General features: G+C 63.9%; 20 protein-coding genes. 12 read left to right on the forward strand and 8 right to left on the reverse strand.

Translation table 11 applies throughout. From position 1 onward, the window contains the following. Positions 1-241 precede the first annotated feature (241 nt). The 3 genes from C8J44_RS17835 (at position 242) to C8J44_RS17845 (ending at position 2,352) form a co-directional block, all read left to right on the forward strand. Positions 242-844 (forward strand): hypothetical protein, encoded by a 603-nt coding sequence (locus C8J44_RS17835; RefSeq protein WP_259466940.1) that lies wholly within the window; start codon positions 242-244, stop codon positions 842-844. 63 nt (positions 845-907) lie between these two features. Next, on the forward strand, positions 908-1,231 hold the full coding sequence (locus C8J44_RS17840) for a single-stranded DNA-binding protein (protein WP_121905609.1): 324 nt from the start codon (positions 908-910) through the stop codon (positions 1,229-1,231). A gap of 251 nt (positions 1,232-1,482) precedes the next feature. Then, on the forward strand, positions 1,483-2,352 hold the full coding sequence (locus C8J44_RS17845; protein WP_121905654.1) for a toprim domain-containing protein: 870 nt from the start codon (positions 1,483-1,485) through the stop codon (positions 2,350-2,352). Positions 2,353-2,394: 42 nt separating this feature from the next. Here the strand turns inward: C8J44_RS17845 and C8J44_RS17850 are convergent, their stop codons facing one another. Together C8J44_RS17850 and C8J44_RS17855 are read right to left on the reverse strand one after the other, a co-directional pair. Continuing rightward, positions 2,395-3,018, reverse strand: coding sequence for an SOS response-associated peptidase (locus tag C8J44_RS17850; protein ID WP_121905610.1), 624 nt, complete (start codon positions 3,016-3,018; stop codon positions 2,395-2,397). A 51-nt stretch (positions 3,019-3,069) separates the two neighbouring features. Then, positions 3,070-3,339 carry an HU family DNA-binding protein gene (locus tag C8J44_RS17855; RefSeq protein ID WP_121905611.1) on the reverse strand — a complete coding sequence of 90 codons (270 nt, stop codon included), beginning with the start codon at positions 3,337-3,339 and terminating at the stop codon, positions 3,070-3,072. A 58-nt stretch (positions 3,340-3,397) separates the two neighbouring features. On the opposite strand from C8J44_RS17855, the gene C8J44_RS18570 reads away from it, so the two are divergent. Further along, positions 3,398-3,556 (forward strand): hypothetical protein, encoded by a 159-nt coding sequence (locus C8J44_RS18570; protein WP_183128846.1) that lies wholly within the window; start codon positions 3,398-3,400, stop codon positions 3,554-3,556. Here the strand turns inward: C8J44_RS18570 and C8J44_RS17860 are convergent. After that, on the reverse strand, positions 3,553-3,996 hold the full coding sequence (locus C8J44_RS17860; protein ID WP_037533379.1) for a hypothetical protein: 444 nt from the start codon (positions 3,994-3,996) through the stop codon (positions 3,553-3,555). The genes C8J44_RS18570 and C8J44_RS17860 overlap by 4 nt on opposite strands. A 304-nt stretch (positions 3,997-4,300) precedes the next feature. Between C8J44_RS17860 and C8J44_RS17865 the strand changes: the two genes are divergently transcribed. The 4 genes from C8J44_RS17865 to C8J44_RS17880 are packed head-to-tail and all read left to right on the forward strand — an operon-like array spanning position 4,301 to position 10,315. Beyond that, positions 4,301-5,062 carry an ImuA family protein gene (locus C8J44_RS17865; protein WP_259466941.1) on the forward strand — a complete coding sequence of 254 codons (762 nt, stop codon included), beginning with the start codon at positions 4,301-4,303 and terminating at the stop codon, positions 5,060-5,062. Then, positions 4,977-6,761: a DNA polymerase Y family protein gene (locus tag C8J44_RS17870; RefSeq protein WP_259466942.1), complete on the forward strand. Its 1,785-nt coding sequence runs from the start codon at positions 4,977-4,979 to the stop codon at positions 6,759-6,761. Before C8J44_RS17865 ends, C8J44_RS17870 begins: the two co-directional genes overlap by 86 nt. Next, positions 6,758-10,024, forward strand: a complete 3,267-nt coding sequence (locus C8J44_RS17875) for an error-prone DNA polymerase (RefSeq protein ID WP_121905613.1) — start codon at positions 6,758-6,760, stop codon at positions 10,022-10,024. Before C8J44_RS17870 ends, C8J44_RS17875 begins: the two co-directional genes overlap by 4 nt. 3 nt (positions 10,025-10,027) lie before the next feature. Then, positions 10,028-10,315: a hypothetical protein gene (locus C8J44_RS17880; RefSeq protein ID WP_037533385.1), complete on the forward strand. Its 288-nt coding sequence runs from the start codon at positions 10,028-10,030 to the stop codon at positions 10,313-10,315. Between the two features lie 98 nt (positions 10,316-10,413). On the opposite strand, the gene C8J44_RS17885 is transcribed toward C8J44_RS17880, so the two are convergent. The 3 genes from C8J44_RS17885 to C8J44_RS17895 all read right to left on the reverse strand — a co-directional run bounded on the left by C8J44_RS17885 (position 10,414) and on the right by C8J44_RS17895 (position 11,301). Then, positions 10,414-10,704, reverse strand: coding sequence for a DUF1488 family protein (locus tag C8J44_RS17885; protein WP_121905614.1), 291 nt, complete (start codon positions 10,702-10,704; stop codon positions 10,414-10,416). A 6-nt stretch (positions 10,705-10,710) separates the two neighbouring features. Continuing rightward, positions 10,711-10,998, reverse strand: coding sequence for a hypothetical protein (locus C8J44_RS17890; protein ID WP_121905615.1), 288 nt, complete (start codon positions 10,996-10,998; stop codon positions 10,711-10,713). Between the two features lie 96 nt (positions 10,999-11,094). After that, a complete protein-coding gene (locus C8J44_RS17895; RefSeq protein WP_121905616.1) occupies positions 11,095-11,301 on the reverse strand; it encodes a hypothetical protein in 207 nt (68 codons plus the stop codon). 286 nt (positions 11,302-11,587) lie between these two features. On the opposite strand from C8J44_RS17895, the gene C8J44_RS17900 reads away from it, so the two are divergent. Genes C8J44_RS17900 through C8J44_RS17915 form a run of 4 tightly spaced genes read left to right on the forward strand, consistent with a single transcriptional unit; the run spans position 11,588 to position 16,896 of the window. Continuing rightward, entirely contained in the window at positions 11,588-11,920 is a 333-nt protein-coding gene (locus C8J44_RS17900; RefSeq protein WP_121905617.1) for a helix-turn-helix domain-containing protein, read from the forward strand. Positions 11,921-11,967: 47 nt separating this feature from the next. After that, positions 11,968-13,203, forward strand: a complete 1,236-nt coding sequence (locus tag C8J44_RS17905; protein ID WP_259466943.1) for a type II toxin-antitoxin system HipA family toxin — start codon at positions 11,968-11,970, stop codon at positions 13,201-13,203. A gap of 44 nt (positions 13,204-13,247) precedes the next feature. Then, positions 13,248-14,891 carry an ATP-binding protein gene (locus C8J44_RS17910; protein ID WP_121905619.1) on the forward strand — a complete coding sequence of 548 codons (1,644 nt, stop codon included), beginning with the start codon at positions 13,248-13,250 and terminating at the stop codon, positions 14,889-14,891. After that, positions 14,878-16,896 (forward strand): Druantia anti-phage system protein DruA, encoded by a 2,019-nt coding sequence (locus C8J44_RS17915; RefSeq protein ID WP_121905620.1) that lies wholly within the window; start codon positions 14,878-14,880, stop codon positions 16,894-16,896. Before C8J44_RS17910 ends, C8J44_RS17915 begins: the two co-directional genes overlap by 14 nt. On the opposite strand, the gene C8J44_RS17920 is transcribed toward C8J44_RS17915, so the two are convergent. Further along, on the reverse strand, positions 16,893-18,884 hold the full coding sequence (locus C8J44_RS17920; RefSeq protein ID WP_121905656.1) for a DNA/RNA helicase domain-containing protein: 1,992 nt from the start codon (positions 18,882-18,884) through the stop codon (positions 16,893-16,895). The genes C8J44_RS17915 and C8J44_RS17920 overlap by 4 nt on opposite strands. 40 nt (positions 18,885-18,924) lie before the next feature. Further along, a complete protein-coding gene (locus C8J44_RS17925) occupies positions 18,925-24,471 on the reverse strand; it encodes a DEAD/DEAH box helicase (protein WP_121905657.1) in 5,547 nt (1,848 codons plus the stop codon).

Raw genomic sequence — 24,471 nt, forward strand, 5'->3', positions numbered from 1 at the left:
AACACATCTGGAGCGATCCATTCGCGATTATGGAGTGATACGGCGTAATCCATTGCGACTAGAGGCACGATATTGCACCATGAGCATAGGAGATGTGTTGCAAACCGCTTTAGGCAATTGTCAGCTAGGCCAGCACCTAGCTGATTTAGTTGTCGAGTGGTTTCGAGTTGACTGGGACGACGGTGGATATACGGGCCATTCGCTCTTGAGGCTGCAAGCTATATCGGGCGGGTTGGCGCTCTTGATCGCCATCGGCTTCTGGTATCGGCCGTTCGACGACACGCGGGCTAGGAGGCGCGGTGAGGTTTCGGCCTGCAGCGTCGCCGCGACCCATGACTTCTGCGATGCCGTTGCCGGCCTATCGACGGCGCTCCGCAATCCCTTCTTGCGGGTGGACCGAACCGGCATCCTGCCGCCCCGCGATACGCCAGGGGCCGTCGATCCCTCTATCACTCAGGCGAACATCGGCACGACGATCTGCCGACCCGGCTATGCACGATCGGTCCGCCCCGCCTTCGCGGTTACCGCGCCCGTCAAACGGCGATTGATGGACGCGCAGCATCCAGGCGAGTCCTTCGCCGATTACGAACTCGACCATCTGATCCCGATCTCGCTTGGCGGCGCGCCGCTCGACCTGCGCGATCTATGGCTCCAGCCCCGGCGCGGCCAGGCGAACGCGGCCGACAAGAATGCCTTGGCCTATGTCTTGTGGCGATTGGTTTGCGAGCGCCGCGTGCCACTGCGAACGGCGCAGCAGGCCATCCGGCGCGACTGGACGAAGGCCTACGACACATACGCGACGCCCGAGAATTTGGCGCGCTACCACTTTGCGCACCGCCAATAGGAGCGCGACTAGGCTCGCACAGGCCCGCCGGATCCGATCCGAACATCAACGAAGGAGGAAATCATGCCACAGAATATTGCCGAGTTCCGGATCATCGGTCGCATCGGCAAAATCACGGCGCGCGAGAAGGTCACCTATGTGAGCGTCGCCGCCAATTATAACCGCCGCGACGGCGACGACTGGAAGACCGACACGCTGTGGAACAGCGTCGTGTGCTTCTCCAATGTCGGACCTCAGGTCGAAGCAGCCGGGAAGGGTGATCTGGTGCATGTCACCGGCCGGGTCCGCGAGAGCAATCATGGCGACAGCAACGAAGTTTCCTACCGCACCGAGCTGATCGCCGACACCTTCTCGATCCTGACCAAGGCCGAAGCCGAGCATAGCTGATTGGGGGTCGGAAGCGGGTTGGCGGCACGGCTCCACCTCCGCCGCGTTGCGGTCGAGCCAGCGTGGCCGTTCCAACCCGGTCGGGTGACGATCCTCGCTTGGTTGCCACCCGGACGAAAGAGATCGTCGCGCCGCGCGCAGCCCACCTTCTCATGCCGACCATCCAGAGTGGAGGATGCCGCCTGTGCGTTCGGTGATATTTTCCGGAGGCTAAAGTGACCGAAACCGACCAACTTCACAGGACGTGGCCGATGACGAGACTACCGCTCGATGCCGAAGTCCGAGCCAAGAACATCGTCGAACAGCTCGGCGGGGTGTGGCGCGGGACTCGCGGCGAATGCCGCTGCCCGGCACATGACGATGGCTCACCCAGCCTGTCCGTCCGCCTCGGCGATTCGGCGATCCTCTTCCACTGTTTTGCCGGCTGTACAGCGCTCGAGGTGCTGAAGGCGCTTCAGCGCCAAAAGCTCCACGACCGTTCTGCGGTGGCAATGCCGGAGGGCAAGCCGAAGCGCGACATGGGCCCGCTCGCCCTGCGTCTCTGGAATGCCAGCGTGCCGGTCGCGGGCACGCTCGCCGAAGCCTATCTCGTCGCCCGCGGCCTCTCCACGCCCTATCCCAAGGCTTTGCGCTTCAACCCGGCGACCATATTCGGCTCCGGTGCCGACAGACGCGTCATGCCCGCGATGATCGCCGCAGTCGAAAACGACCTCGGACTGGTTGCCGTCCAGCGGACCTTCCTCGATCCTGTCGATGTGCTGCGCAAGCCCATCCCAAAGCCGAAGGTTGCGCTCGGACTGCTCGGCACAGCAGCGATCCGTCTTGCGCCTGCGACCGACGAGCTGGGCCTTGCCGAAGGGATCGAGGACGCCCGGTCGGCGACCGAATGGTTCGGGACGCCGACATGGGCGCTGGGCGGTGTCGAACGGCTAGCCTTCGTCGCGATCCCGGAGAAGGTCCGCCGTGTGATCGTTTACGGTGACCGGGGCCGTGCGGCCGACCGCCTGCTCGAAAAGGCACGCGATCACCTGACAGCGAACGGGCGCGAACTCATCAGCCGCGTGCCCGAGCATCACGACGACTGGAATGATGCCTGGCGCGCGCACCGGCGAAGTGCATGAAAGCGCAGCAGCGGATGCTGGATCGTGGGGATTATGAGCGTGTCAGCCGAGCCGCATCAACTGGGAAGGGTAGGGGGCGACGAGCCCCTTCAGATCGTCCCATGGTGCCGATAGCCAGCGATCATAGTCGTCGTCGTGAAGGACCACCGGCATCGCCTTTGGATGGATCGGCGCGACGATCGCATTCGGCTCGGTGGTCAGGAATCCGTAAGCATTCCCGCGCTCGGTCGGTCGCCAGATTCCGGCAAAGGCAAAAATCGGGCGGCTAGGCACGTCGAACCAGTGCAGCGGCTTCTTTCCGTCCTCGCCAGGCGCGATCCCGAACTCGGAGAACGCCGTTACCGGCACCAGGCAACGGCGCGCCGGCGTTGTCAGCATCGACCGCCAGAAGCTCGAGTTGAGATTGCGCACGTTGGTCACGTATTTGGTGAGCTTTACGCTTGGGTCGCGCTTGCTCGGCACCTGGGTCGGTACACCCCACTCCATCCGTTCGATCTTCCGGTCGGTGCCGTCCTCGATGACCACTTGGCCGAAGAAGGGCGTCTTCTTGCCCGTCGGAAAGATGTCGGGAGCCGGGTACGTCTCGTCGGGCTCGTAAGGCGGGCGGATGCCGAACGTCGCGGCTATCTCCGCCTGTTTCGCCGTCAGCCTGTATCGATTGCACATCCGAGCACCCTATCGTGGTGCCGGCAAGCTTCGCCCGCCGGCACTCTGGTCTTAGAGCTTGTCCTTCAGGCCCTTGGCGGGCGTGAACGAGACCTTCTTCGATGCAGCGATCGTCATCGCCTCGCCGGTCGACGGATTGCGGCCCTGGCGCTCAGGACGATCCTTGACGGCGAATTTGCCGAAGCCCGCGATCGAGACCTCTTCGCCCTTTGCGGCCGCGCTTGCGATCTGGTCGAACACGGCGGCGATTGCGGCCTTGGCCTCTGCCTCGCTCGTGCCTGTCGTCCCAGCGACGCCCTTCGCCAGTTCACCGATGTTCATGCTACTTACTCTCCCTAGTGGATCTGGCCGGACCTTAGCCGTGCCGAGCGCCGATACAATGATGCTCCTCGACGATGTGCATGTCGCGGGCGCCCGCCTAATGGTCCGCAAACTGGCTAATCATGACGTGGTCGAGGTGTATCAGCCCGGGTGCGGGCAGGGGGCGATCGCCGAGCTGGCGCCCGAGCCATCGCAAAGCCTTCGGCCGGGTTTCTAATGCGCGCTGCGCTCTCGCGTGACGCGCGGATCTTCATACAGGTCGCGGATTGCGCGCAGGCGAAAGACGTTCCACCAGCGCTGCCATCGATGCTCGGCCGCATCGTGGATCATATGGCAACGCTGGCAGAGCGCCGCGAGATTGCCGGGCATGCTGTTGCCTGGATCGTGATCGAGATGCGCACAAGCCAGCACGACATACGTCGTTCGTACCGACGCCAGAATGAAGCCGCCTTTGAGCGCGATCCGCTTGCCACGGCCGGAGCGCCAACACACGGCATCGGCATCCCACCAGCGACCATCGCCAAGATGTGCGACCCGACGCATATGCGGCCTCGAGCAGTGCTCGCAGCGCGCGCCGGCCCGATCGAACCGGATCACGTCCGACAGCTGGCGCCAGTCGATCGGGTAAAGCCAGCGGTTTTCAGGGCGGATCGGCATCTCGATTCTATGAGTCAGCCGATGGCAGAACGAAAGCGAAATCTTCTCGGTTTGTTTTTGGTCTGTTGTGTAACCGTTCCACGCGGTGCGTACCGTCAGTTTTCGTGGCGGCTGCCCGTGATCGTGCGCGGCGATACTGGCAACTCACTCGAAATCGCGCCGTAGAGCGCGTGTTCGTTACGACTCCGTACCGTCCGGCCCTTGGCTGCGGTCAAGCGCAAAGACTCGATCTGGCAGACATAAATCCGTTGACCAAGCGTCGGCGGTAACGGAACATAAAGCGAACACGTAGAGTCTAGCCACCATGTCAGCCGTCCTCGATTCGCTTCGTCAAAGCATCGCGCACTTACGAAGCATCGCGATGCCGCTCGCCGATTACCGGGTCCTGCCGTTCGGGGTTGGTGACCTGGACAATCGTCTGAACGGGGGAGGGCTCCGGGCTGGAGCGTTGCACGAGGTTGCGGCACGGACCTGTTCGCTGGTCGACGATGCGGCTGCCACGTTGTTCCTTGCCGGTATCGCCGCGCGAGAAGCGCGGAACACGCGTGCCCCGGTGCTTTGGGCAAGCTGCCGGAACGATCTCTACGCCCCCGGCTTGGCGCAAGCAGGATTGTGCTCGGCGAACGTGATCTACGCCCAGCCCAAGGACAACGCCGCGCTTCTGGCGGTTGTCGAGGACGCGATCCGGGATGGTACGCCGGCAGCGGTGGTGGCCGAGGCGGCAAAGGTTTCGATGGTCGCCACGCGCCGCCTGCAGCTTGTCTCGGCGGAAGCCGACATTCCCGTACTGCTCCTGCGCCGTTGGCGGGGCCGATCGCAAGACCCGCTCGGCGAGCCCTCCGCTGCCTGGACGCGCTGGCGGGTTGCCAGCGCCCCGTCGCAGCGGCTCAAGGTTGCCGGGGTGGGACGCGCCCGTTGGTCGGTCGAGCTGGCGCGTCAACGCACCGGCGGGTCCTTCTCATTGATCGTGGAGGGGTGCGATGAGACGGGTTGTCTCGCTGTTCCTGCCGCACTTGGCCATCGAGCGGCTGAGACGGCTGGACCGGCACGCCACGCCGCGGCCTGAGCGCTTAGCGCTCCACCTCCCGATCGACGACGATCCGGGTGAATGCTCTGTCCCCAGGGGTGGCGGATGGCGGCCGGGTGCGCGCTGGGCGCGGGCGCAATCCCCGACCAAGGTCGAGGTTGCCGGCAAGATTGCGGCGCTTCCGGCGCATGCGAAGCCGCCCATGCGCGAACTCGGGCGGCGATCGGAAGCCGCGAGCCATCCGTACAAGAGCCAGTCGGTCACCCGACCGGCCATGATCGTGACACGGCCCGCAACCGCTCATGCTCCGCTGGCGCTTGTCGGCAAGGTCGGGCGGCGTGAGGAAGTCGTGGCGGCGTGCGCTGCGGCGGCCTCGCTCGGTATCCATGTCGGAATGGCCGCTACCCATGCCCGCGCTCTGGTGTCCGATCTCGACTTCCGGCCCGCCCAGCCAGAGGCGGACGCGGTCCTGCTCGATCGCTTGGCGCTGCTTGCCGTTCGGCGTTGGTCGCCCATTGCGGCCGCGACGCCGACCGATGGCCTATGGCTTGACCTCGCCGGCTGCGATCACCTCTACGGGGGAGAAGAGCGCTTTTGCCGACGCCTGCGCGCCTTCTGCCAGCGCGCCGGATTCACGGCGCGCATCGCGGTCGCCGACACGCCTGGTGCCGCACACGCGCTCGCCCGGTACGGCCGGGAAGATCTGACGATCGTGCCGGCCGGTGGTACGGTCCAAGCGATATCGCCGCTTCCGATCGCCGCCTTGCGACTGACCGGCACGGCGCTCAGTGCGGCCAAGCGGTTCGGTTTCGAGACTATCGCAGACCTTTTGCCGGTCGCGCGCGGCCCGCTTGCGCGGCGGCTGGGCCTGCCCGCCATCACCCGGCTCGATCAGGCGCTCGGTGGCGTGGCGGAGCCGATCACGCCGCGCGAAGATGTCACCGTTCCAGCCGTCGAGCGCCGCCTGCTCGAGCCGATCGGCACGGCCGAGGCGATCGCACAGGTGATGGAGGATTTGCTCGGCGATTTGGCCGTGGTGCTGCAGGCGAGGGGGCTCGGTGCGCGATCGCTCCGACTGACGGGGCTGTGTGTCGATGGAACCGAACAGGTGGTTGCGGTCGGGACATCGCGGCCGACACGTGATGTCTCCCATCTCTTGCGCCTCATGAAACTCAGGATCGAGCGCATCGATCCCGGACTGGGGCTTGAGCAGTTCCTGCTGGTGGCACCGCATACCGAGCCGCTCGATGCAGTGGATCTCGGCGCAGTGCTAGCTGGCGAGGTTCTGGTGCGCGATCCCGCGCGCCTCGTCGATGTCGTCGCCGGCCGCATCGGCCCGAATGCGGTCTATCGGATCGCGCCGATCCCGAGCCATGTACCCGAGCGAGCGGTCGCGCGCGCCGACCCGGTCGAGATGCCGGCAGGGTGGCCGACATGGCGGCGGCCGGTTCGGCTCTTCGCCAGGCCAGAGCCCTTATGGGGCGTCATTGCGCTGCTGCCCGACCAACCGCCGCGGCGCTTCGAGTGGCGTGGCGAAGCGCACAAGGTCGTCGCCGGCGATGGCCCCGAGCGGATCCACGGCGAATGGTGGCGCCGCGACGCCGAGACCTGGGCGGTTCGGGACTATTACCGCGTCGAGGATGAGGCAGGCGGCCGTTTCTGGGTATTCCGGCGCGGCGACGGCACACATGATGATACCGGCGATCTCAGCTGGTGGATCCACGGCGTGTTCGCATGAGCGCGCCCTATGTCGAGCTTCAGGTGCTCACCCATTTCTCGCTGCTGCGCGGCGCGTCGAGCCCCGACGAGCTGTTCGCGGCGGCGGCAGTGCTCGGGTATTCCGCGATTGGGATCAGCGACATCGGTACGGTGGCGGGCGTCGTGCGCGCCTGGGAGGCGCAAAAGGCGACCGACGTCCGCTCGATCGCGGGTACGCGTGTCGATCTCTCCTGCGGGCGCCGCCTGATCCTTTATCCGACCGATCGCCCCGCCTGGTCACGGATCACGCGGCTCCTGACCGTCGGGAAGAAGCGGGCGGGGAAGGGGGGCTGCCTGCTGCACTGGCACGACCTTGAGCCATGGTCGGAGGGAATCATCGCTATCCTGCTACCGGACGAGGCGGATCAGGCGAACCTTGCGGCACTTGCCGACCTGAAGACGGTTTACGGCCGACGCGGGTACATGGCGCTGTTCCAGCGCCGGCGGCCGGACGACGCCGTCCGTATCGATGCGCTGGCTAGGCAGGCTGGCGGCGCCGGCGTCCGCGCGGTCGCAACCGGCGACGTCCTCTACCATGCGCCCGAAGCCCGCCTTCTGCAGGACGTGGTTACGGCCGTGCGCGAGAAGTGCACCGTTGATGAGCTCGGCTACCGCCGTGAGATCAACGCCGATCGCGCGCTCAAATCACCGGAGGAAATGGTCCGGCGCTTTCGTGATTATCCCGATGCGCTGCGCGCCAGCGTCGATATTGCCCGGGCCTGTACCTTCGATCTTGGTGAGCTGGCCTATCAATATCCCCACGAGCGGCTGATCGATGGCCTGAGTGCGCAGGACGCGCTGCAGAAGCTGGCGACCGAGGCGGTCGAGCGGATGTTCGATGGCAACGTGCCGGCTGCCTATACCGACCAGATCGGCCACGAGATGCGGTTGATCGGCGAGCTCGGTTACGCGCCCTATTTCCTCACCGTCTATGCGATCGTGCGCGAAGCACGCCGCCGCGGCATCCTGTGCCAAGGGCGTGGCTCGGCCGCGAACTCGTGCGTGTGCTTCGTGCTAGGCGTCACCTCGATCGATCCGATCAAGCACGAGCTTCTCTTCGAACGCTTCGTGTCGGGCGAGCGGCGCGAACCACCCGACATCGACGTCGACTTCGAGCATGAGCGCCGCGAAGAGATCATCCAGTGGATCTATGAAACCTACGGGCGTGATCGATCCGCGTTGACCGCGGTCGTCCAGCGCTACCGCGCGCGCGGTGCGGTGCGCGATGTCGGCAAGGCGTTGGGGTTGCCCGAAGACCTGACGTCCTCGCTGGCGGGGCTGGTGTGGGGCTGGTCCGCCGAAGGCGTGGGTGAGAAGCAGGTCGAGGAACTCAACCTCGATATCGGCGATCGGCGGCTCCGCTTGACCCTGGAACTGGCCCGCAAGTTGATCGGCGTGCCCCGCCACATGAGCCAGCACCCGGGCGGGTTCGTCCTGACGCATGACCGGCTCGACGATCTCGTGCCGATCGAGCCGGCAGCGATGGAAGATCGCCAGATCATCGAGTGGGACAAGGACGACATCGATGCGCTGAAGTTCATGAAGGTCGACGTGCTCGGCCTCGGCATGCTCGGGTGCATGAATCGCGCCTTCAACATGCTCGAGCACGACAAGGGCATCCGCGTCGGCCTGGCCGACCTCCAGGACGACGATCCGGCGGTGTACGCGATGATCCAGAAGGCCGACACGCTCGGCACCTTCCAGATCGAGAGCCGCGCGCAGATGTCGATGCTGCCGCGGATGAAGCCACGCCGGTTCTACGATCTCGTGATCCAGGTCGCGATCGTCCGACCCGGGCCGATCCAAGGCGACATGGTTCATCCCTATCTTCGTCGGCGCGAGGGGCTGGAGAAGCCCGAATATCCCCGGCCGGAGCTCCGCGCGGTGCTGGAGAAGACGCTCGGCGTTCCACTATTCCAGGAACAGGCGATGAAGGTCGCGATCGTGGGTGCGGGCTTCACGCCTGCCGAGGCTGATCAGCTGCGCCGCGCCATGGCGACGTTCAAGGTCACCGGCGGCGTATCGCACTTCTCGGAGAAGCTCGTCGAGGGCATGGTCGCGCGCGGTTATCCGCGCGACTTCGCAGAACGCACCTTCCGCCAGCTGGAAGGCTTCGGCTCCTATGGCTTTCCGGAGAGCCACGCGGCGAGCTTCGCCAAGATTTCCTACGCCTCGAGCTGGATGAAGCATCACCATCCCGACGCCTTCTGCGCGTCGCTCATGAACGCCCAGCCGATGGGATTTTATGCGCCCGCGCAGATCGTGCGCGACGCCCAGGCGCACGATGTCCAGGTCCGGCCCCCGTGCATCAACGCGAGCCGCTGGGACTGCACGTTGGAGCCGACAGGCGGCCGCTACCTCGCGGTGCGGCTCGGGCTTCGCCAAGTGCGCGGGCTGTCGAACGCCGACGGTGCCGCGATCGTAGGCGCACGCAGCACGACGCTGTTCGATTCCATCGAGGACGTGTGGCGTCGATCCGGCGTCCAGCGTGCCGCGATCGAAAAGCTGGCGGATGCCGATGCGTTTCACGCCTTCGGCGCGGATCGGCGGCAGGGCCTGTGGAAGGTGAGGGGCCTTGGCGAGGCGCCGCTGCCGCTGTTCGCGGCTGCGGATCGCGCGGCGGAAACGATCAGCGCCGAAGGGATCGAACCGTTAGTAGACCTCCGACCGCTGACGGACGGTCGCGAGGTGATCGAGGATTACCGCTCGCTGCAGCTGTCGCTGCGGGCGCATCCGCTGACGTTCGTTCGGGGTGAGCTGGCCAGGCGTGGCGTGACCAAATGCGCGGAACTCGCGAACATCCGGGATGGCCGGCACGTCGAGGTCGCCGGGATCATCCTGGTCCGCCAGAAGCCCGGCTCGGCCAAGGGCGTGTTGTTCATCACGATCGAGGACGAAACCGGGATCGCGAACGGCATCCTGTGGCCGGATCGGTTCGAGCGGCAACGCCGCACGATCATGTCCGCGTCTATGATAGGCATGAAGGGCAGGGTGCAGAAAGAGGGCGAGGTGATCCACGTCATCTGCGACCGGATCATCGACCATGGTGACCTGCTGCACCGCGTGGGCGAGATGTCGTTCCCCCATCGAACCGGCCGCGGCGATGGGGCCAAGCATGCCGGATCGCCTGACCGGGGTGACGCGGGTTGGAAGCCGGAGCCGCGCAACTGCTACTGGCCGCCGCACGCCGAGGGCATGGACCCCGAGGACGCAGTTCGCTTCAAATCGCATGACTTTCGTTGAGCGATGGCAAAGCTTGCTCGCCACCAGCGCGTCGTCATTGCGCTATCGGTCCATATCCTGCGGAGCGGCGTCGCCCGCTGCTCGGACACGCGCGTGGACGGCGTGGAGGTTCGATTGGCGCTTCGGTGCCTGCTACCGCATTGCCCGGAGCGTTGGCCGCTTGAGCTCTACTGGGATGCGGCGCGTCAGGAAAATGAGATTGGCAGGGCGCAGGGTGTGACCGCCGCGTTCAACGGCATTGTCCGTCAGCTGCGCCGCGCAGGCCGATATGAGGAAGTGCTGGATCAGTGAGAAAGCGTGCCGCCCGCATCCTTGGCTGAGGCACCTCGGGGATGGTGCCCGTCGGATGCCATGGATCGATCCAGCTGGCGCTTCCTTCCGCCACGGCTTCAGCCCTCTACGTCGGCTGCGGTCAGCAGGATCGGGGGCTCCCCGCCGAGCCGCTTGACGAATTCGCGCTGTGCTATGCGGTGAATGTCGCTCTCGAACTCGATGAAGACCTCGAGGGCAGTTTCGGAATCGAGCGTATCGCGATCGGGATCGAGGAGCTGCGTCAGAGCCTCGCTGGTGATGAGGAATTCGACGACTCCTAAGTTGGTGGTACCCGTGAAGCCGACGCTCTCGCGTTCGGCAACCCAGTAATAGTCCCCCATCTCGAAACGGACGCTGGGATTGGCCATGCCGGCTTACTCCTCGGTTGGGCTGGAAGCCGGCAGGTGCTCCGCCAGTGCTGCGATACCCTCACCGGTAAAGGTCGTGCTGGAGGCGCCCTCGATCTGGACAGGATGCTCTACCGTCAGGACGGCCGCGGCTTGATGCTCGGGGTCCAATCCGCGCCAATCGCGAACTGCTCGCGCGAGGTTGGTGACTTCAGCGACGTCGCTATCGCCGCGCGGGACGTTTTCGAGCGACGCGCTCATCCGCCAGTTGATCTCGGGGGTCTTTGCGCTTTCACCCCAGGTCGCTTCGGTCATGATCGTCTACTTTCCCGCGCCTGGTTCTTGGCGCAATTTCGAATGTAGCCCGACAGGGCGCGTCCGTGCCAGTCCGAAGCCCACAATGCTCGAGCTTCAAGGGCCGCGAGGGGCGACTGCGATGATATCGAGCTTTCGCAGGGCTCGTGCCATGCGTTTGGCATCGAGCAGCCCGATGCCTTGTGCGCGAAAGGCGCTGGCGAGCTGTCGCTCGGTCAGTGGCGCCGACACCTGATCGAGAACGGCAAGCGCTGCTGCGCGCACCTCAGGGGGTGCAGCCTTCAGGGCGTCTAGGGCTTTCATTCTGCCTCGTGAAGGTTGCTCGGTCTGATCGGTAGACCAACGACATAGCCCCGTGCCATGCGACTTGCACGTGCCCCGCCCCGCGGTGCCAGCCACCCGAAGAGCAAGCCGCTACGGCCAACGCTCTGTGTGAGATTGCCGTGTCTGCCGATGTCGCTCGAGCAGACACCCACATCCGCCCTGTAGGATCCGGGCATCGCATCTCGAAATCGCCATCTCGACTGTTAACTTAAGGTCGTTTATAACGCACCGTATTAGCCCGATGGGCGCTTATATGAGACGCTAAATGCGATCCACCATCGCTGATACCCTTCCGCCCCGCGTGCGGCGCAGCTTGACGAAGCTCGGTGCCGATATCGCTCTGGCGCGCAAAAAGCGCAGCCTCACGGTGGTTATGATGGCCGAACGGATCGGTGTAGCCAAGAGCACGTATCTGAAACTGGAGAAAGGCGATCCCACCGTCGCGCTGGGCACGTACGCCATGACCTTCTTCGTTCTGGGTTTCGGCGAAAGCCTCGGAGAGATCCTCGACGCCAGGAACGACGAGCAGGGTCTGTTGCTCGACGTGGAGCGCATGCCCCAGCGGGTCCGCAGACCAAAGCCGCCGGTTTCGCTGTGAGGCGCACGATCGGCATCCAGATCGGCGACGAAGCCCGCGGCGTCGGGTTGCTGCACTACAATCAGCAGGGGAGCCGCGAGAGCGCAGGCTTCGAATATGATGCCGGCTGGCTGGCCGAGCCCGACCGCTTCGCCCTTGAGCCCGCGCTACCGCTAGTCGCCGGCCCGCAGTTTCACCGCAAGGTGGGCACTGGCTCTGTCTTCCACGCCGCCATCGCCGATACCGAACCGGACGGATGGGGAAAGCGCGTCATCCAGCGCGACCATGCCAAGCGGCGGCAGGACGCCCGCCGCCGCGGCGAGGAGGTCGATCCTCGGGCACTGAATGGCCTCGATTATCTGTTGGCGGTCGATGACGTCAGCCGGGTGGGCGCACTACGTCTTGTCGACGAACAGGGGGTTGCCCAGCGGGCGACCGAGGATGGTCGCCGCACTACGCCGCCGTTGATCGAATTGGGCCACCTCCTGGCCGCCAGTCGGGCGGTTGAAACGAACACCGAAACCGCAGCGGACCTTGCCTATCTACGCGGTCGCGGCACGTCGCTCGGCGGACTGCGCCCCAAATGCACCGTCGTCGATGACGAGGGGCACCTGTCGATCGGCAAGTTTCCGAGCGTCGCCGACGAGCGCTCGGTCACGCGAGGGGAGGTGCTGGCGATGCGGCTCGCCCGTCGCGCTGGGATTGACTCCGCCGATGCCCGGCTGATCGAGAGCGATGGAGACGCGATCGCGCTGATCCGACGGTTCGACCGGCCCGTCGGGGGTGGGCGGCTCATGTACGTATCGGCGGCGACGATGATCGGTGCGGAACCCGGCGACGCGCAGGAGCACGCCTATACCGAGATCGTCGATGCGCTCCGTGTGAATGGCAGCGCTCCCACGGCCGACATTGAGGAGCTATGGCGGAGGATCGCTTTCTCGATCCTGATTACGAATGTCGACGATCATCTGATGAACCACGGCTTCCTGCACGTCGATCGTGGCCTGTGGCGGCTGGCGCCAGCCTTCGACATCAACCCGTTCCCCGAGCGACTGCGCGAGTTGAAGACCTGGGTCTCGGAAGAGGTTGGACCCGAGGCAACCATCGATGCCCTAATGTCGGTGCTGCCGTACTTTCGCATTACCCTGCTGCGCGCGCAGGAAATGCTCGCGCAGGTCGAGCAGGCTGTCGCGGGTTGGCGGGAAGAGGGACGTGCACTCGGCATGACCGCCGCCGACCTCGAGAGTTTTGCGGAGGCCTTTGAGCACGGGGAACGGGCTGCGGCACGAGCCGTGCTCAAGTGAGACGCCTTTAATTTTGTGAGAGCTGATAAAGGGAGAACCATGCAATGAAGAATGAAAGCCCTGTTTCGACTCTATCGCGTACACGAAAATATGTCGACCGAAGCACGCTGCATTCAGGGGAGCTTGGGCTTGTCGTTGCAGAAGCCTTCGTGCGCGGCATCAGACACATCGGCTATAAGAGCAACATCGAAGCCTTGGCAGAACTGGTCGATAATTCGATCCAGGCGTATGCGGAGCGCATCGACCTTGTCCTCGGGTACGCAGACGGCGGTTCCTCTGCGAAACCAGAGCAGCTCGCGGTCATAGATGACGGCCACGGGATGAGCCCGGATATGCTCCGGTTCGCGATGATGTGGGGCGGCACACATCGCGAGAATGATCGGCACGGTCTCGGACGCTTCGGCTATGGCCTACCCTGCGCAACCGTCAGCATAGGCCGCCGCTTTACGATTTATTCGAAGCTTCGAGAGGGAAGGGTCCATTCGGTTAGCCTTGATCTCGATCTGCTCGATCGCGGAGATTATAAAAACAGCAGTTCGGTTATCGCGATCCCGGCGGCTCAGCCTGCTGCGCTCCCTGGGTTCGTCGTTGATGCGATTAAGCGAGACCACCCGCAGGGCTGGAAGTCCGGCACGGTCGTCGTAATCGATAAGCTCGATAGGCTCGACTGGGCGACTGCGACCGGGTTGCGGCGCAATCTGGTCCGCCACTTCGGCGTGACGTATCATAAGCTGCTCGCAGCAACCGCAATCCACGTCGAAGGCGAGCAAGTGCGCCCGATCGATCCGCTCTTCCTTGATCCCACCGCAGAACTTCATTCGCTGGACGACGATCGGGCCCAAGCGCTTGATCCACTGACATTGAGCGTTGAATGCGAGGATGGTCGTTCTGGTGATGTCACGCTACGTTACGCCTGGTTACCACCTACCTTTGGCGCCTCCGACAAGACGCGCGATGCCATTGGAATGAATGCCAACAAGCGCTTTCCAATAATTAAACAGTATCACGGGTTGGTATTTAGTCGGAATGGTCGCGTAGTAGACGTGCAATCGCGCACACCGTGGACTACGTTCATAAACAATGATCGCTATATTCGCATTGAGGTCGAGTTCTCGGCATCCTTGGACGAAGCTTTCGGAGTTACGACTGCCAAGCAACAAGTTTCATTGTCACCAGAAATGTGGGATCGCCTGAGGACTGCTGGACTTTCAAAGGCAATCGAACACCTCAGATCAAAGGTCCGCGTGGCCAAGGCGGAGCGACAAGGAACTGCCGCGTTTGCAGGCATCGAGGCCTGCGGTTCACCCACTGCCCCGGGCGTTCCGTTTGCCACGGACGTCTCAGACGTCACTTCCAATACCGAGTTCGAACGATCGGGGGAAAAGGATGAATTAGCCGCACTCCTTCGCACAGCCTCCGAAGCGACGGACCCCTCATTTGCGCTCTCCGCATTGCTAAGAAGGATCGACCGGCGGATGTCGGATAGCGAGTCGCGGGTGGTGGCCGAGTATCAACGTCTTCTCAGAGGGTGGGCGCGGGAGATGGTACGCGTATCGTCTCTCGAGGAAACCCAGGACCTTCCGTCAGACCAGCATGTCGGCGCAATGGCCGCTGGCGTGACCGACGGGATCTTGGCATTGCAGCATGCGCAATCAACGTGGGCAGGGGAGGGATATGGCGAAAAGTGACGATAACCAGTCCGGTCTGCGGAAGTTCGCACCGTTTCTTGCACCGTCCGAGCGCGATCAACTCCACGGTCTTCTGAGCTTTGCCGGCCCTACACCTGAAGGTTTCGCCGAAAGTCTGCGTGCACTTGCACGCAGTTTCATCGACGATGGCAGCAGCGCGAAGCTGAGGGCCGTTTGCCTGCTGGTTGCCGACCTGCTTGAGCAGGGTTGGGATGTATCGTTCGAAACAGAGGGATTGCACTTCAAGCCTCCGGGCATCGAGACCAGCACCCAGCGATCGATGGAGGACGTCAAGCTGCGAATTCGATCGGTCCTGCAGGTCGCCCGTCGCCGGCAACTGGCGGAGCCTTCCGTTCGGAACTTCATCACTCGGATGGAACGCCGCACCCTGAGGACGCCTGGCGTCAAGAGCTCGGTTCTCGACCTGATCGACGATGGCGGTGCGCTGGCCAACGAGCTAGCGATGGTCAATATCCGTCCCGACGCCGAACGCGACATTGCACTCGCAGAGCTCGTTGATCCGGTCGTCGAGATCTGCCAGCCGGGCAAGCGATGCCAAGACACCGGCTTGCCGCTCAACGACATCTGGCGCTATTTTCGGCACACGTGGGCACACGAGTATCGGCCGATCCCGGGTCGCCAGCTCCTCGTGCTAATTAGAAATGCCGCCCGGCCGAACCGACCGGTCATGGGGATCGCCATGCTCGCGAGTCCGGTGATGAGGGTCTCGGTCCGCGACAACTGGATAGGGTGGCTACGCGAGGCGGCCGAGACGCACCTGTTCGACGGCACCTGGCAACCAACGACGTTTGCGCGTGCGATCACCAAACGGCTGGAGAGCTCTATTCAGTCGGTGCGATGGGACGATCTCGTGAGCCCAGAGGAGATCGAGACACCGGTCGACAACACGGTGCTAAGGCTCGAGCAGAAGGCATCTGGTGCAGCCTTTGCGCGCGACCTTGAGCTGCGGGCGCACTATCAGACCCATATCGAGGTAGGCGGCCGGGTAAAGCCGATGCGCGGCTCCCTGAAGATGGCCGGCGACGATACCGACTGGCTAACGGCATCGGAGGACCTGCTGTTCGTGCGCAAGCGCGCTGAGCTGCTGGCGCAACTGCTGTTCGCAAAGCAGGTGTTCCGTGCGGCAGACCTTAGTGGTGATCCAACCGCAGCACTCGATCAGCTCCTCGCGGCGCGCACCGGGCAGCGTGCAATCGACATTGTGCTGACTGAGTTCCGGAAGGCAGGCCTGTCCAGCCGCGTCGCCGACGTGAGCATCTGCGGCGCAGTGGCACCATACAACGAACTTGTGTGCGGCAAGCTGGTCGCATTGCTGCTGGCCTCGAAAGAAGTGCGCGACCACTATTCGGCGCGTTACGGTAGTCAGGTCAGCGTGATTGCGTCACAGATGGCAGGCCGCGCTATTTCGAAGCCCGCGGATCTCCGGGTGCTGACCACTACGAGCCTCTACGGTGTCGGCTCAAGCCAGTACAATCGACTGAACCTCCGGTCCGCCGACCACCACGACTTAGATAATGATCTGCGCTGGGATTCGATCGGCCGCAGCAAGACCGGCGGCTTCGGTACGCTGCATCTCGGGGCGGACACCGCCCACGCGCTTAGGCAGATGGCGCAGACTCTCCACACCTCAAGGCGCGTAAACAACCGGTTCGGCGAGGGCACAAGCCCACGACTGCGTCAGATCAGGGAAGGGCTGGACGCGATAGGCATAGCGAGCGACACCGTCCTTCACCATGCGACGCCGCGGCTATTTTACGCCTGCGAACTCGGCGCGGACGCGAGGATGTCGCTTATGGGCATGGCATCTGAGCAAGCGGAGCCCGCAACGGCAGCGACGATCGCCGGTGCATGGCGACGCCGCTGGCTGGATGGGCGGGCACGGCGCGACGAGACGTTGGCCGCCATGTCAACACTTGGCCCGAAAAGCGTCCGCAGGTCACTGATCGCCGGGTCACAAGACGACCTGCTGTCCGATCTCGACTAGAGGTCTGAGGCGCCCAGATCGATCCACTCCACGAAGTCCGGGCGGCGGTCGGCAACGCGTTGCAACACCGACCGCAGGGGACCGTCCGCCGGGCCGACGTTGATCACGAGCGTATCTATAGCACGCGTCAGCGGGATCATCGTCCAGCGTGCCGCGTGCCGCTCAGCCGCCTCGTCCCTGCTCTCCATAAGTGGATCGTGGACGTGGTCCTCCGACAGCCATTGGCGGACCTTGTAGTCCCAAAGCAGATCCAGGTCGTAGTTAACGGTGGTCCATCCCTCGAGCCCACGACACGAATCGTACTGGACGAAGCGCAACTCGTCGCGGTCGGTCGGATAGTGCTCGCGCACGTCGCGCGCGGTGCCATCCCAGACCTTGCCTCCCGCTACCAAATAGGCCTCCGCTGCCACGCTGCCGGAGACGCCCAAAGTCCGCTTAACCGACTGCGGCGGAACGCACGCAAGTAGGTCCACGGGATAGTTGCCCAGATCGCGCGCCTCGCCGACCAGTTCCGCGATGCGCGCCGGCTGCGAGGCGAGATCGCCCTCGTAAATGATCACGCGTCCACCCGCGGCATCGGCGTTCGGGACCAGATCCCAGTCATCCAGACCAAGCTCGAGCGCGACGTCGGCAACGAAGGACGCCACGTTCGCCTTCATGCGTAAGCACTTCTTGAGGCGGCGCATGGTCGACTGGCCTTTCTCGAGATTAGACGCCCAGTCGGCCACGGACTCGCGGACGTACTGATCGACGCCGTCCGATACGATGAGGCGTTTCGGCCCATAAATCGCATTGAGGATCGCGATCTCGTCGCCAGGCCAGTCCTGACCTTCGTCGACGAACACGAGGTCCCAGTCAAAATCGGTAGCGTCCGCCCTCATCATCCCGGCCAAGTCATCGGCAGTGACCGCGCCACTCCGGAGATAATCCAGCAGAGTTGCCTTGTGACGTTGGTAGTCCTCAAGGAAGCCGTCGTATCCGCCAATGACCCCCAGCTTCAGCATCACCCTGCCGATGAAGCTGTGCACCGTTTCAATGGCGACGCCGCCGGCCTGCACTCCGCGAGGCACGCCCAGCAGCGACATCGTCCGACGCATGTCAGCTACCAGCGCCTTATTGAAGGTAAGGACGATGGACCGCCGGTTGGACTGATCGAAGGCACGGTAGGCCATCTGCAGCAGTATGACGGTCTTGCCGACACCCCCGCGGCCCTTCAGCAGGATCTGACGCTCGCCCAGATCACCAAGCCAAGCGTCCGGGAGCGCCGACTTTGCAATAAGATCCATGCGACGCCGATCCAAGGGCGTCGGCTCCAAGGTCATGAACAGCGGTGAGTTCGGCGCCAACATCCGATCGAACGCCTCATCGCTACCGTAGGACAACGTGACCCGCCGATCGTTCTCGCGCGGACTGGTGACCTGCCCGAGTACATTCAGGATCCGCTCGAAGCTCGTGTCACTCGCGATGCAGACGTGCGGGCGTGGTGGGAGATCACGCTCCTTGAGACCCGTGAACAGCACCAAGTTCTGGACGTGCACGTAATCTAATCCGAATCGGTCGAGCCATTTCTTGAACTCGAACATCTGCGCCCTGTTCTTTTCCGTGACGCACTCCCAAGATACCTCGCCGTTGCGAACGTACCGGACTGACGCGACGGAGTTCTCGAACCGAACGCCAGTGGCGGTGTGGGATTTGACCTCGATCACCAGGGCGAAGTTGCGGACTTTGGCCGACCTCGGTGTGAACGGCTCGGCGTCGCGGGGATAGAACTTCCATTCGACATCGAACGAGCGAGCCTCGGCAAACGTACCGATCACGACCAGATCGAGATCCTCGATCTTCTGCCCGTGCATCTTCAGCCCAACGAAGATCCGGACGTGGTCTGTCTTGCTGCGGGCGAGGTCGGGCCACAGATCCAGCAGCCGCCTCTCGAGCCGCCTTGCCGCCGCGTACTCGTCGCCCTCCGTCACTCCGGAAACGATTATCACCGCCGGGTCGCCCAATGGTCCGCCGAGGCGCCGCGATCGCTCATGCTAGCACCTCATCCTCAACTGCCCTCGTTGCCGCAGGGAGATTGCCCCTGACGAGCAACTCGTTGACCGGGATGACCTGGCCACCGTCCCACTTCTCCCTCAACTCCCCAATCAAGGGATCCGCCGGATGATCGGCCGTAAGGGGTCCGGCGATCGCGATAATGCTCTTCGCGCCGTTCGCACGCGTCGCCAGTATGGGCACCGTGACGTCGCCCATGCCGGGTACAATCACCGTCGCGTCCCTAGCGTAGGTCACGCCGCTGTCTGCGTTCCTCTGCAGATCGAGCAGCAGGACCCTCGTCGAGGCCGCGACACGTTGCGGACTGAAGGGCTGCATGTTGTCGGTCAGGAGGAACTCCACGAGTTCCGAACCGACGTGACGATCAAGCTGCCCATGTTCGAACTTGTTTTTGAAGCTGCGGAGGCAGCGGTAGCATGAGGAATCGCAGTTCTCCTTGCATGTCTTCATCACGGTCAGCGCCCGCTGGAAGAGCTCCAGTCCACGCCCGGCGAGCTGGCGGGCGAAGCCCGCACCGCCAGGCAGGGTGTCGTAGAGGAAGATCTCGGCCTCAAGCCCCGCCATGCCGGCGGGCGTAAGCGCGGGCCGATACTCCGCCATCATCTCGCCGGGCTCGACCTCAAGGATACTGCAGGCAGCCTTCGCCATGGCCTCGCTGACGGTCCGTAACGCGACGTCCGTCGGATAGTAGCCCGGCTTGAGCTTGAGCGGTGCCTCCACCCGCAGCGAGAAGAGCGCGATGTCGGTGATGAAATCGGTCCCCAGGACGATGTGCCTGGATGTGCGGTTCCCAGGACAAGTCGGATCCTTGTCGGGGAATGGCTTCAAGTGCGGCGCGAACATTGACGCCGTACCTTCGGCAGAGGATTCGATGCGTCCGCAGATAGTGCAATAATTGTACCCCTCATGCTTCGGGCCCGTATTCGAGACCAGCAGGTGCTCGCGGTTGGGAATCACGCGGATGCGGTCGTTGACAGGAATCCACTTGGCGTCGTCCGCAGGGGTCGGCATCACAAGCTTCGCGCGCGTGGCGTAGCTCGTCTCGGGCATGTCGTCTGGCGAAGTGACCTCTTCCTGGTCAATGCGGTGGGCAAAGCCTGGTGGCCGCAGCCAGTAGCGTGCCGGACCGAACGACTCCTCAGAGCCGCATGCACGGCAATCCGTAATCGTGTCGCGCTCCAGCCCCGTGTCGATCTTGACGGTCTCGGCAAAACCGCATTCGCTGCACTCGCGATAGAGCCGCCGGTTCTGCCAAGCGTCAGAACGATCTTCCTTCATGGCCGCGTAGATTGCACCGGAAGTGTAGCACTTCCCCGAGATCCACACCTGCTTGCCCGGCGCATATTGTGACAGGGCAACCGGCAGCCCCTGCGAAGGCGCAAAGCGCTCGACCGGCTTGTAATGCGTGGACCGCTCCAGATCGAAGACGCTGAACGTCGCTACGTCGGTGGGGAATGCGTAGCGGGGCAGCACGCCCTTGTAGAGCAGGCGGTCTAGCAACGTGCCGGTCACTGCCTTCTGGGGAGGAGCCTCCTCGCCGACCTCCTCCTGGAACTCGGTCCCGTCCGCTTCCTCCGATCCGTCGTCGTCCGCCTTCTCGACCTTAGCGCCGCCAACCGCGTCGTTCGTGATCGCCTTCTCGACCTCTGTCACGCAGTCCTCGACCATGCCATCGAGCAGCGCCCTTCGATTCTCACCCGTCACCTCGTGCGGGATCCAATCTGCGACCCGGGACTTGAGCCCGTCCTCGTTCTCGGCAAGCCATTGCTTGAAGTCGGCCGCGTTGAGCGTCGTCCCGGCGGCTTTGAAATCCTCAACGGACCCCAGGACAGAGAACAGGTCCGGGCTCGCGCTGGGATCGAATACCGGTAACTTAACCTGGTGATACGATTGCAGCAGGTAGGCTCGAATGTGCCGCTTGACGATGTCCGGATTGTCGAGTGTCAGCTTCGGATCAATGACCTTGCCGGAGATCATCTCCTTGGGTTCGCTGAAATAGTGCTCGTCGTGACTGTCGGCGCTCCCGAAGGCAACGACGGTCGCCACCGCGTTGCCACGACGGCCGGCGCGGCCGGCCCGCTGCTGGTAGTTGGCCCGTCCCGGCGGCATGTTCCTCAAGGCGACGCCGGACAGCGCTCCGATGTCGATGCCGACCTCCATCGTAGTCGTGCTCGACAGCACGTCGATCGCCGTCGATTGGCCGGCCGAAGTTCCCCAATCCAACTCGACATCCTGAAACAGCAACTCGTTCTCTTCGGCCTTGGAGAACACGTCGTCACTCTGCGGCGCGTTGAGCTGCGCGGTGTGCTCGGCGGCGATCAGCGCCATCGGAATTTCTGGAGGATCTTTTAGGGCACCGAGCACCGGCGAGCGATAGTAACCCTTGCGTGCCGAGAATACGCTGTCCGTCGCGGGGTCGAGGACGAAGACTTCGTCGCTACCGCAATCGAGACAGTGCGGGATTGTGCAGACGGGGCGATGGACTGACTTGCAGTTAGAACATCGCCGCCATTCGCCACTCAACTCGAGTGACAGGTTCTGTCCGGCAAGTCGCCGGAAGCCGCCGTCCATGTCGGTCGTGAAGATGTTGAGCAGCAGCGGCGTCCAAGCCTTGAACGCCTTGCGCGACGCGGCGTCCTTCAGCACGACGTCCATCGCCTTGAAGGTGCCCTTCCGCGAGTTGACGCTGGTGCCCTTGCCCCGTGGCCGCTTGTACCAGCCGGTGGGCATCGAGTTGAGCCAGAACCCGACCGGGCGCCAGCAGCGCAGCCAGGCACGCGCGAGCGCGACCTTGTCCTCGTCGTTCTCTGCGACGCCCGGGATAGGCGGCAGTGCGTGGAGTTCTTTGGTCTTGTTCGCGCGCTCACGAAGGGACGCAAGCGCAAGTGCTTCCAGCCCGAGATACCTGTCCTGAACGGTCTTCACGATGTCGTCGAGCAGGGCTGCCGGCGGGGTTTCCCCCCGGACCTCCATCCAAAGCATTGTCAGGCGCGTTTCGTCAGTCTGCGCGTTCTCGGCGACGGCCTTCGCCACCATCTCTTCGGCGGCGGAGAAGTTTTCACCGGACCTCCTCTCAGGCCGGAGCCGCACGCCCAGAGCCTGGGATGCCAGCAGGACGGCAAGGTACAGCTCCTCCAAGCTCAGCATCTGCTGCACCATCTGCGGCTTGGACAGCCGATCGTATCCCCAGATGATGAGGGAGCGGAGTGCGTCGCGGACAGAGTACATCTGGAGGTTTGGGGCGAGCCGGGCGGCCACCTGCCGAGAATCTGAGAAGACCAACACCTTGCGCCCGCGAAGCGGGGCGAAGCGGCTGGCCGCCTGCTTGCCGGGCGGCTGCACCGAAAGTTGCCGGGACACGATGGCCTGGAAAGGCTGATCGCCCTTCGTCTGGTGGTTCTGGACGGTCGTTCGGCCGCTGGCGGTCTGCCCGCAGACGCCGCAGGGTACGAACTGACCCCGGCGTTCCGAATTCGTGTCGGTCTCCCCTTCGTCATCGACCGGCGGCGTAATGCGGTCCTTGCGGATGTATACGGTGCGCGTCCGTAGACCAGCCGAAAGACGCCCCGTGTCGAGATCGTATTCCGCGAGTTCGGCAGCGTCGATCCGCCTGGGCGTCTCCAGCAGAAGGTCGAGGTCCAGGAGCGGCAGGGTGTCGCCCCCCGGCATGCGAAGCCTGCGTCCGGACTCCGACCAGAGCGCATCGGGCGAGTCCAAATCGTCTGAATAGGCCCTGGCGTATGCGGACCCACAACTGCGGCACGTGAATAATTCGAGGACGCGAGATCCACAGCCGCACACCTCGTGGGGTTGACTGTACATCCGACCGCAGAATCCATTCCGCTCCTCCTCGACCATGTCGGTGCACTCCGGATCCATGCAAACCCAGAGGCCGGGCAGGCCGCGGTAGAAGTTGTGGACCCGGCACGGCAACGGACCCGAGGCATCCGGCTGTTCACGGGCGACACTGCCGATCGCGAGCAGGGCCGTGACGGCCGCGTCCGCGGTGTCAGGTGAATCGGGGAAGAGCTCGGCCCCGAGCTCTGCGACCGGCTGTGCCGAACCCATCGTCGTATTGACGAGCTGGCCGAGCGGTGCGAACTCCTTCAACGCCTCGAATAGATCCCGCTCCACGCCCGCAGCGGCGGAGACGCCGCGGTGGGCGAGGAACGGGGCCACGGCTGCCGCGCGGTTAGCCTCGACCGGGGAGTAGAACAAGCCCATGTCAAGCGCGGCGAGAACCTCGGCGTCCGCCTTGGTTCCTGCCGTCGCATGGGAGCGATGGTCGAGATCGCCGGTAATGGCGACGAACGTATCGGCCGGCACCCCGGATAGTTGAGCCCCGAACTCGGTCGCATACTCCTTGCTGTCGAAACTTGCCGTCGCGCAGATAACCTGGAAGCGCTCGGCGGGAATGTCCAAACGGTCACGAAGCCGCCGCAGCAGCAATCCCACCTCGGCGCCCGCGGCGCCCCGGTAGAGATGAGCCTCGTCCAGGACCACGGTGAACTTCTCCGTGGGATTGGCCGCCAGCCAGGCGCGGGTGCTGTCGAAGATCGGCCGCTCGATCGGACGCATCATCATGTACTCGAGCATCGAGTAGTTGGTGACCATCAGGTCAGGGCAGGATGCCTGGACCTCGTGGCGCGTGATGAGTTCGGAATCCTCGGGAAGCGTCGTGGCACGCAGGAACTCGGCCGTCTTCGGATTGTACCAGCGCGAGCCCTTGGTTCCGAACCACTTGTCGAGGTCCGGCTTGGCTGGCCACTTCCCGCGTTCGTGGAGCTGTCCGCGCAGTCGCGCCGCCGCCGCCTGCGCCTCGGATGCCGGTCCCGCCGCCTGTCGCTCGATCTCGACGTAGAACTCCTCGAACGAGGACAGCTTACGGCCGTCCTTCTTGCCTGAGCGGACGCCAGCATATGGAGTCCGGCTGGTGTAGCGGGCGAAGCGTGGCGGTCGACCCGCCCAGGTCGTGAACTGATCGACGAGGTCTGGATCGCCGAAGATCGCTCGGAGGCGGCCCAGCTGATCGTTCACCAGCGCGTTCATCGGATAGAGAAGGAGCGCCCTCATCGCCGGCTGTCCGAAGGATGCCGGACGCTCGGATGCCTCGCGAGCGAACTTGCCAAGGATGGGAAGCAGGAACGACTCCGTCTTACCGGAGCCGGTGCCCGTCATGATCACGAGGTTCTTACCCTCGATCAGCGCATGGCGCACTGCGTCGCCCTGATGGCGGTAGGGCGGATCGAACAGGAGCCGCGCACGATCCTGCCGCACACTCGATAGCTTCTCGAAAATCGTGCGAGCGGCGGGCGGCAGGTTTTCGACTTCCGCGAACCGCGAGCCGACCTGGTATCTCGGTGTCGTTTCGAGGAACGGCTCCTGATGCGTGACGCCCGTGCGGTTGAGAAGCTCTCGACGCTGATCGATTAGCGCCGGATCGCCAATGTGGTACGTCGCCTCGATGTACTCTTTCAACGAGGAGTGAAGGCGGTCGATCGTCTCCTGGATCGTTGCGGACAT

It is taken from the genome of Sphingomonas sp. PP-CE-3A-406 (assembly GCF_003688625.1).
Classification (GTDB): Bacteria; Pseudomonadota; Alphaproteobacteria; order Sphingomonadales; family Sphingomonadaceae; genus Sphingomonas.

Bases quoted from the DNA above. Each gene is read 5' to 3' on its own strand.
- C8J44_RS17840 (WP_121905609.1), top strand. From the start codon at position 908: ATGCCACAGAATATTGCCGAGTTCCGGATCATCGGTCGCATCGGCAAA.
- C8J44_RS17845 (WP_121905654.1), top strand. From the start codon at position 1,483: ATGACGAGACTACCGCTCGATGCCGAAGTCCGAGCCAAGAACATCGTC.
- C8J44_RS17850 (WP_121905610.1), bottom strand. From the start codon at position 3,018: ATGTGCAATCGATACAGGCTGACGGCGAAACAGGCGGAGATAGCCGCG.
- C8J44_RS17855 (WP_121905611.1), bottom strand. From the start codon at position 3,339: ATGAACATCGGTGAACTGGCGAAGGGCGTCGCTGGGACGACAGGCACG.
- C8J44_RS18570 (WP_183128846.1), top strand. From the start codon at position 3,398: ATGATGCTCCTCGACGATGTGCATGTCGCGGGCGCCCGCCTAATGGTC.
- C8J44_RS17860 (WP_037533379.1), bottom strand. From the start codon at position 3,996: ATGCCGATCCGCCCTGAAAACCGCTGGCTTTACCCGATCGACTGGCGC.
- C8J44_RS17865 (WP_259466941.1), top strand. From the start codon at position 4,301: ATGTCAGCCGTCCTCGATTCGCTTCGTCAAAGCATCGCGCACTTACGA.
- C8J44_RS17870 (WP_259466942.1), top strand. From the start codon at position 4,977: ATGAGACGGGTTGTCTCGCTGTTCCTGCCGCACTTGGCCATCGAGCGG.
- C8J44_RS17875 (WP_121905613.1), top strand. From the start codon at position 6,758: ATGAGCGCGCCCTATGTCGAGCTTCAGGTGCTCACCCATTTCTCGCTG.
- C8J44_RS17880 (WP_037533385.1), top strand. From the start codon at position 10,028: ATGGCAAAGCTTGCTCGCCACCAGCGCGTCGTCATTGCGCTATCGGTC.
- C8J44_RS17885 (WP_121905614.1), bottom strand. From the start codon at position 10,704: ATGGCCAATCCCAGCGTCCGTTTCGAGATGGGGGACTATTACTGGGTT.
- C8J44_RS17890 (WP_121905615.1), bottom strand. From the start codon at position 10,998: ATGACCGAAGCGACCTGGGGTGAAAGCGCAAAGACCCCCGAGATCAAC.
- C8J44_RS17895 (WP_121905616.1), bottom strand. From the start codon at position 11,301: ATGAAAGCCCTAGACGCCCTGAAGGCTGCACCCCCTGAGGTGCGCGCA.
- C8J44_RS17900 (WP_121905617.1), top strand. From the start codon at position 11,588: ATGCGATCCACCATCGCTGATACCCTTCCGCCCCGCGTGCGGCGCAGC.
- C8J44_RS17910 (WP_121905619.1), top strand. From the start codon at position 13,248: ATGAAGAATGAAAGCCCTGTTTCGACTCTATCGCGTACACGAAAATAT.
- C8J44_RS17915 (WP_121905620.1), top strand. From the start codon at position 14,878: ATGGCGAAAAGTGACGATAACCAGTCCGGTCTGCGGAAGTTCGCACCG.
- C8J44_RS17925 (WP_121905657.1), bottom strand. From the start codon at position 24,471: ATGTCCGCAACGATCCAGGAGACGATCGACCGCCTTCACTCCTCGTTG.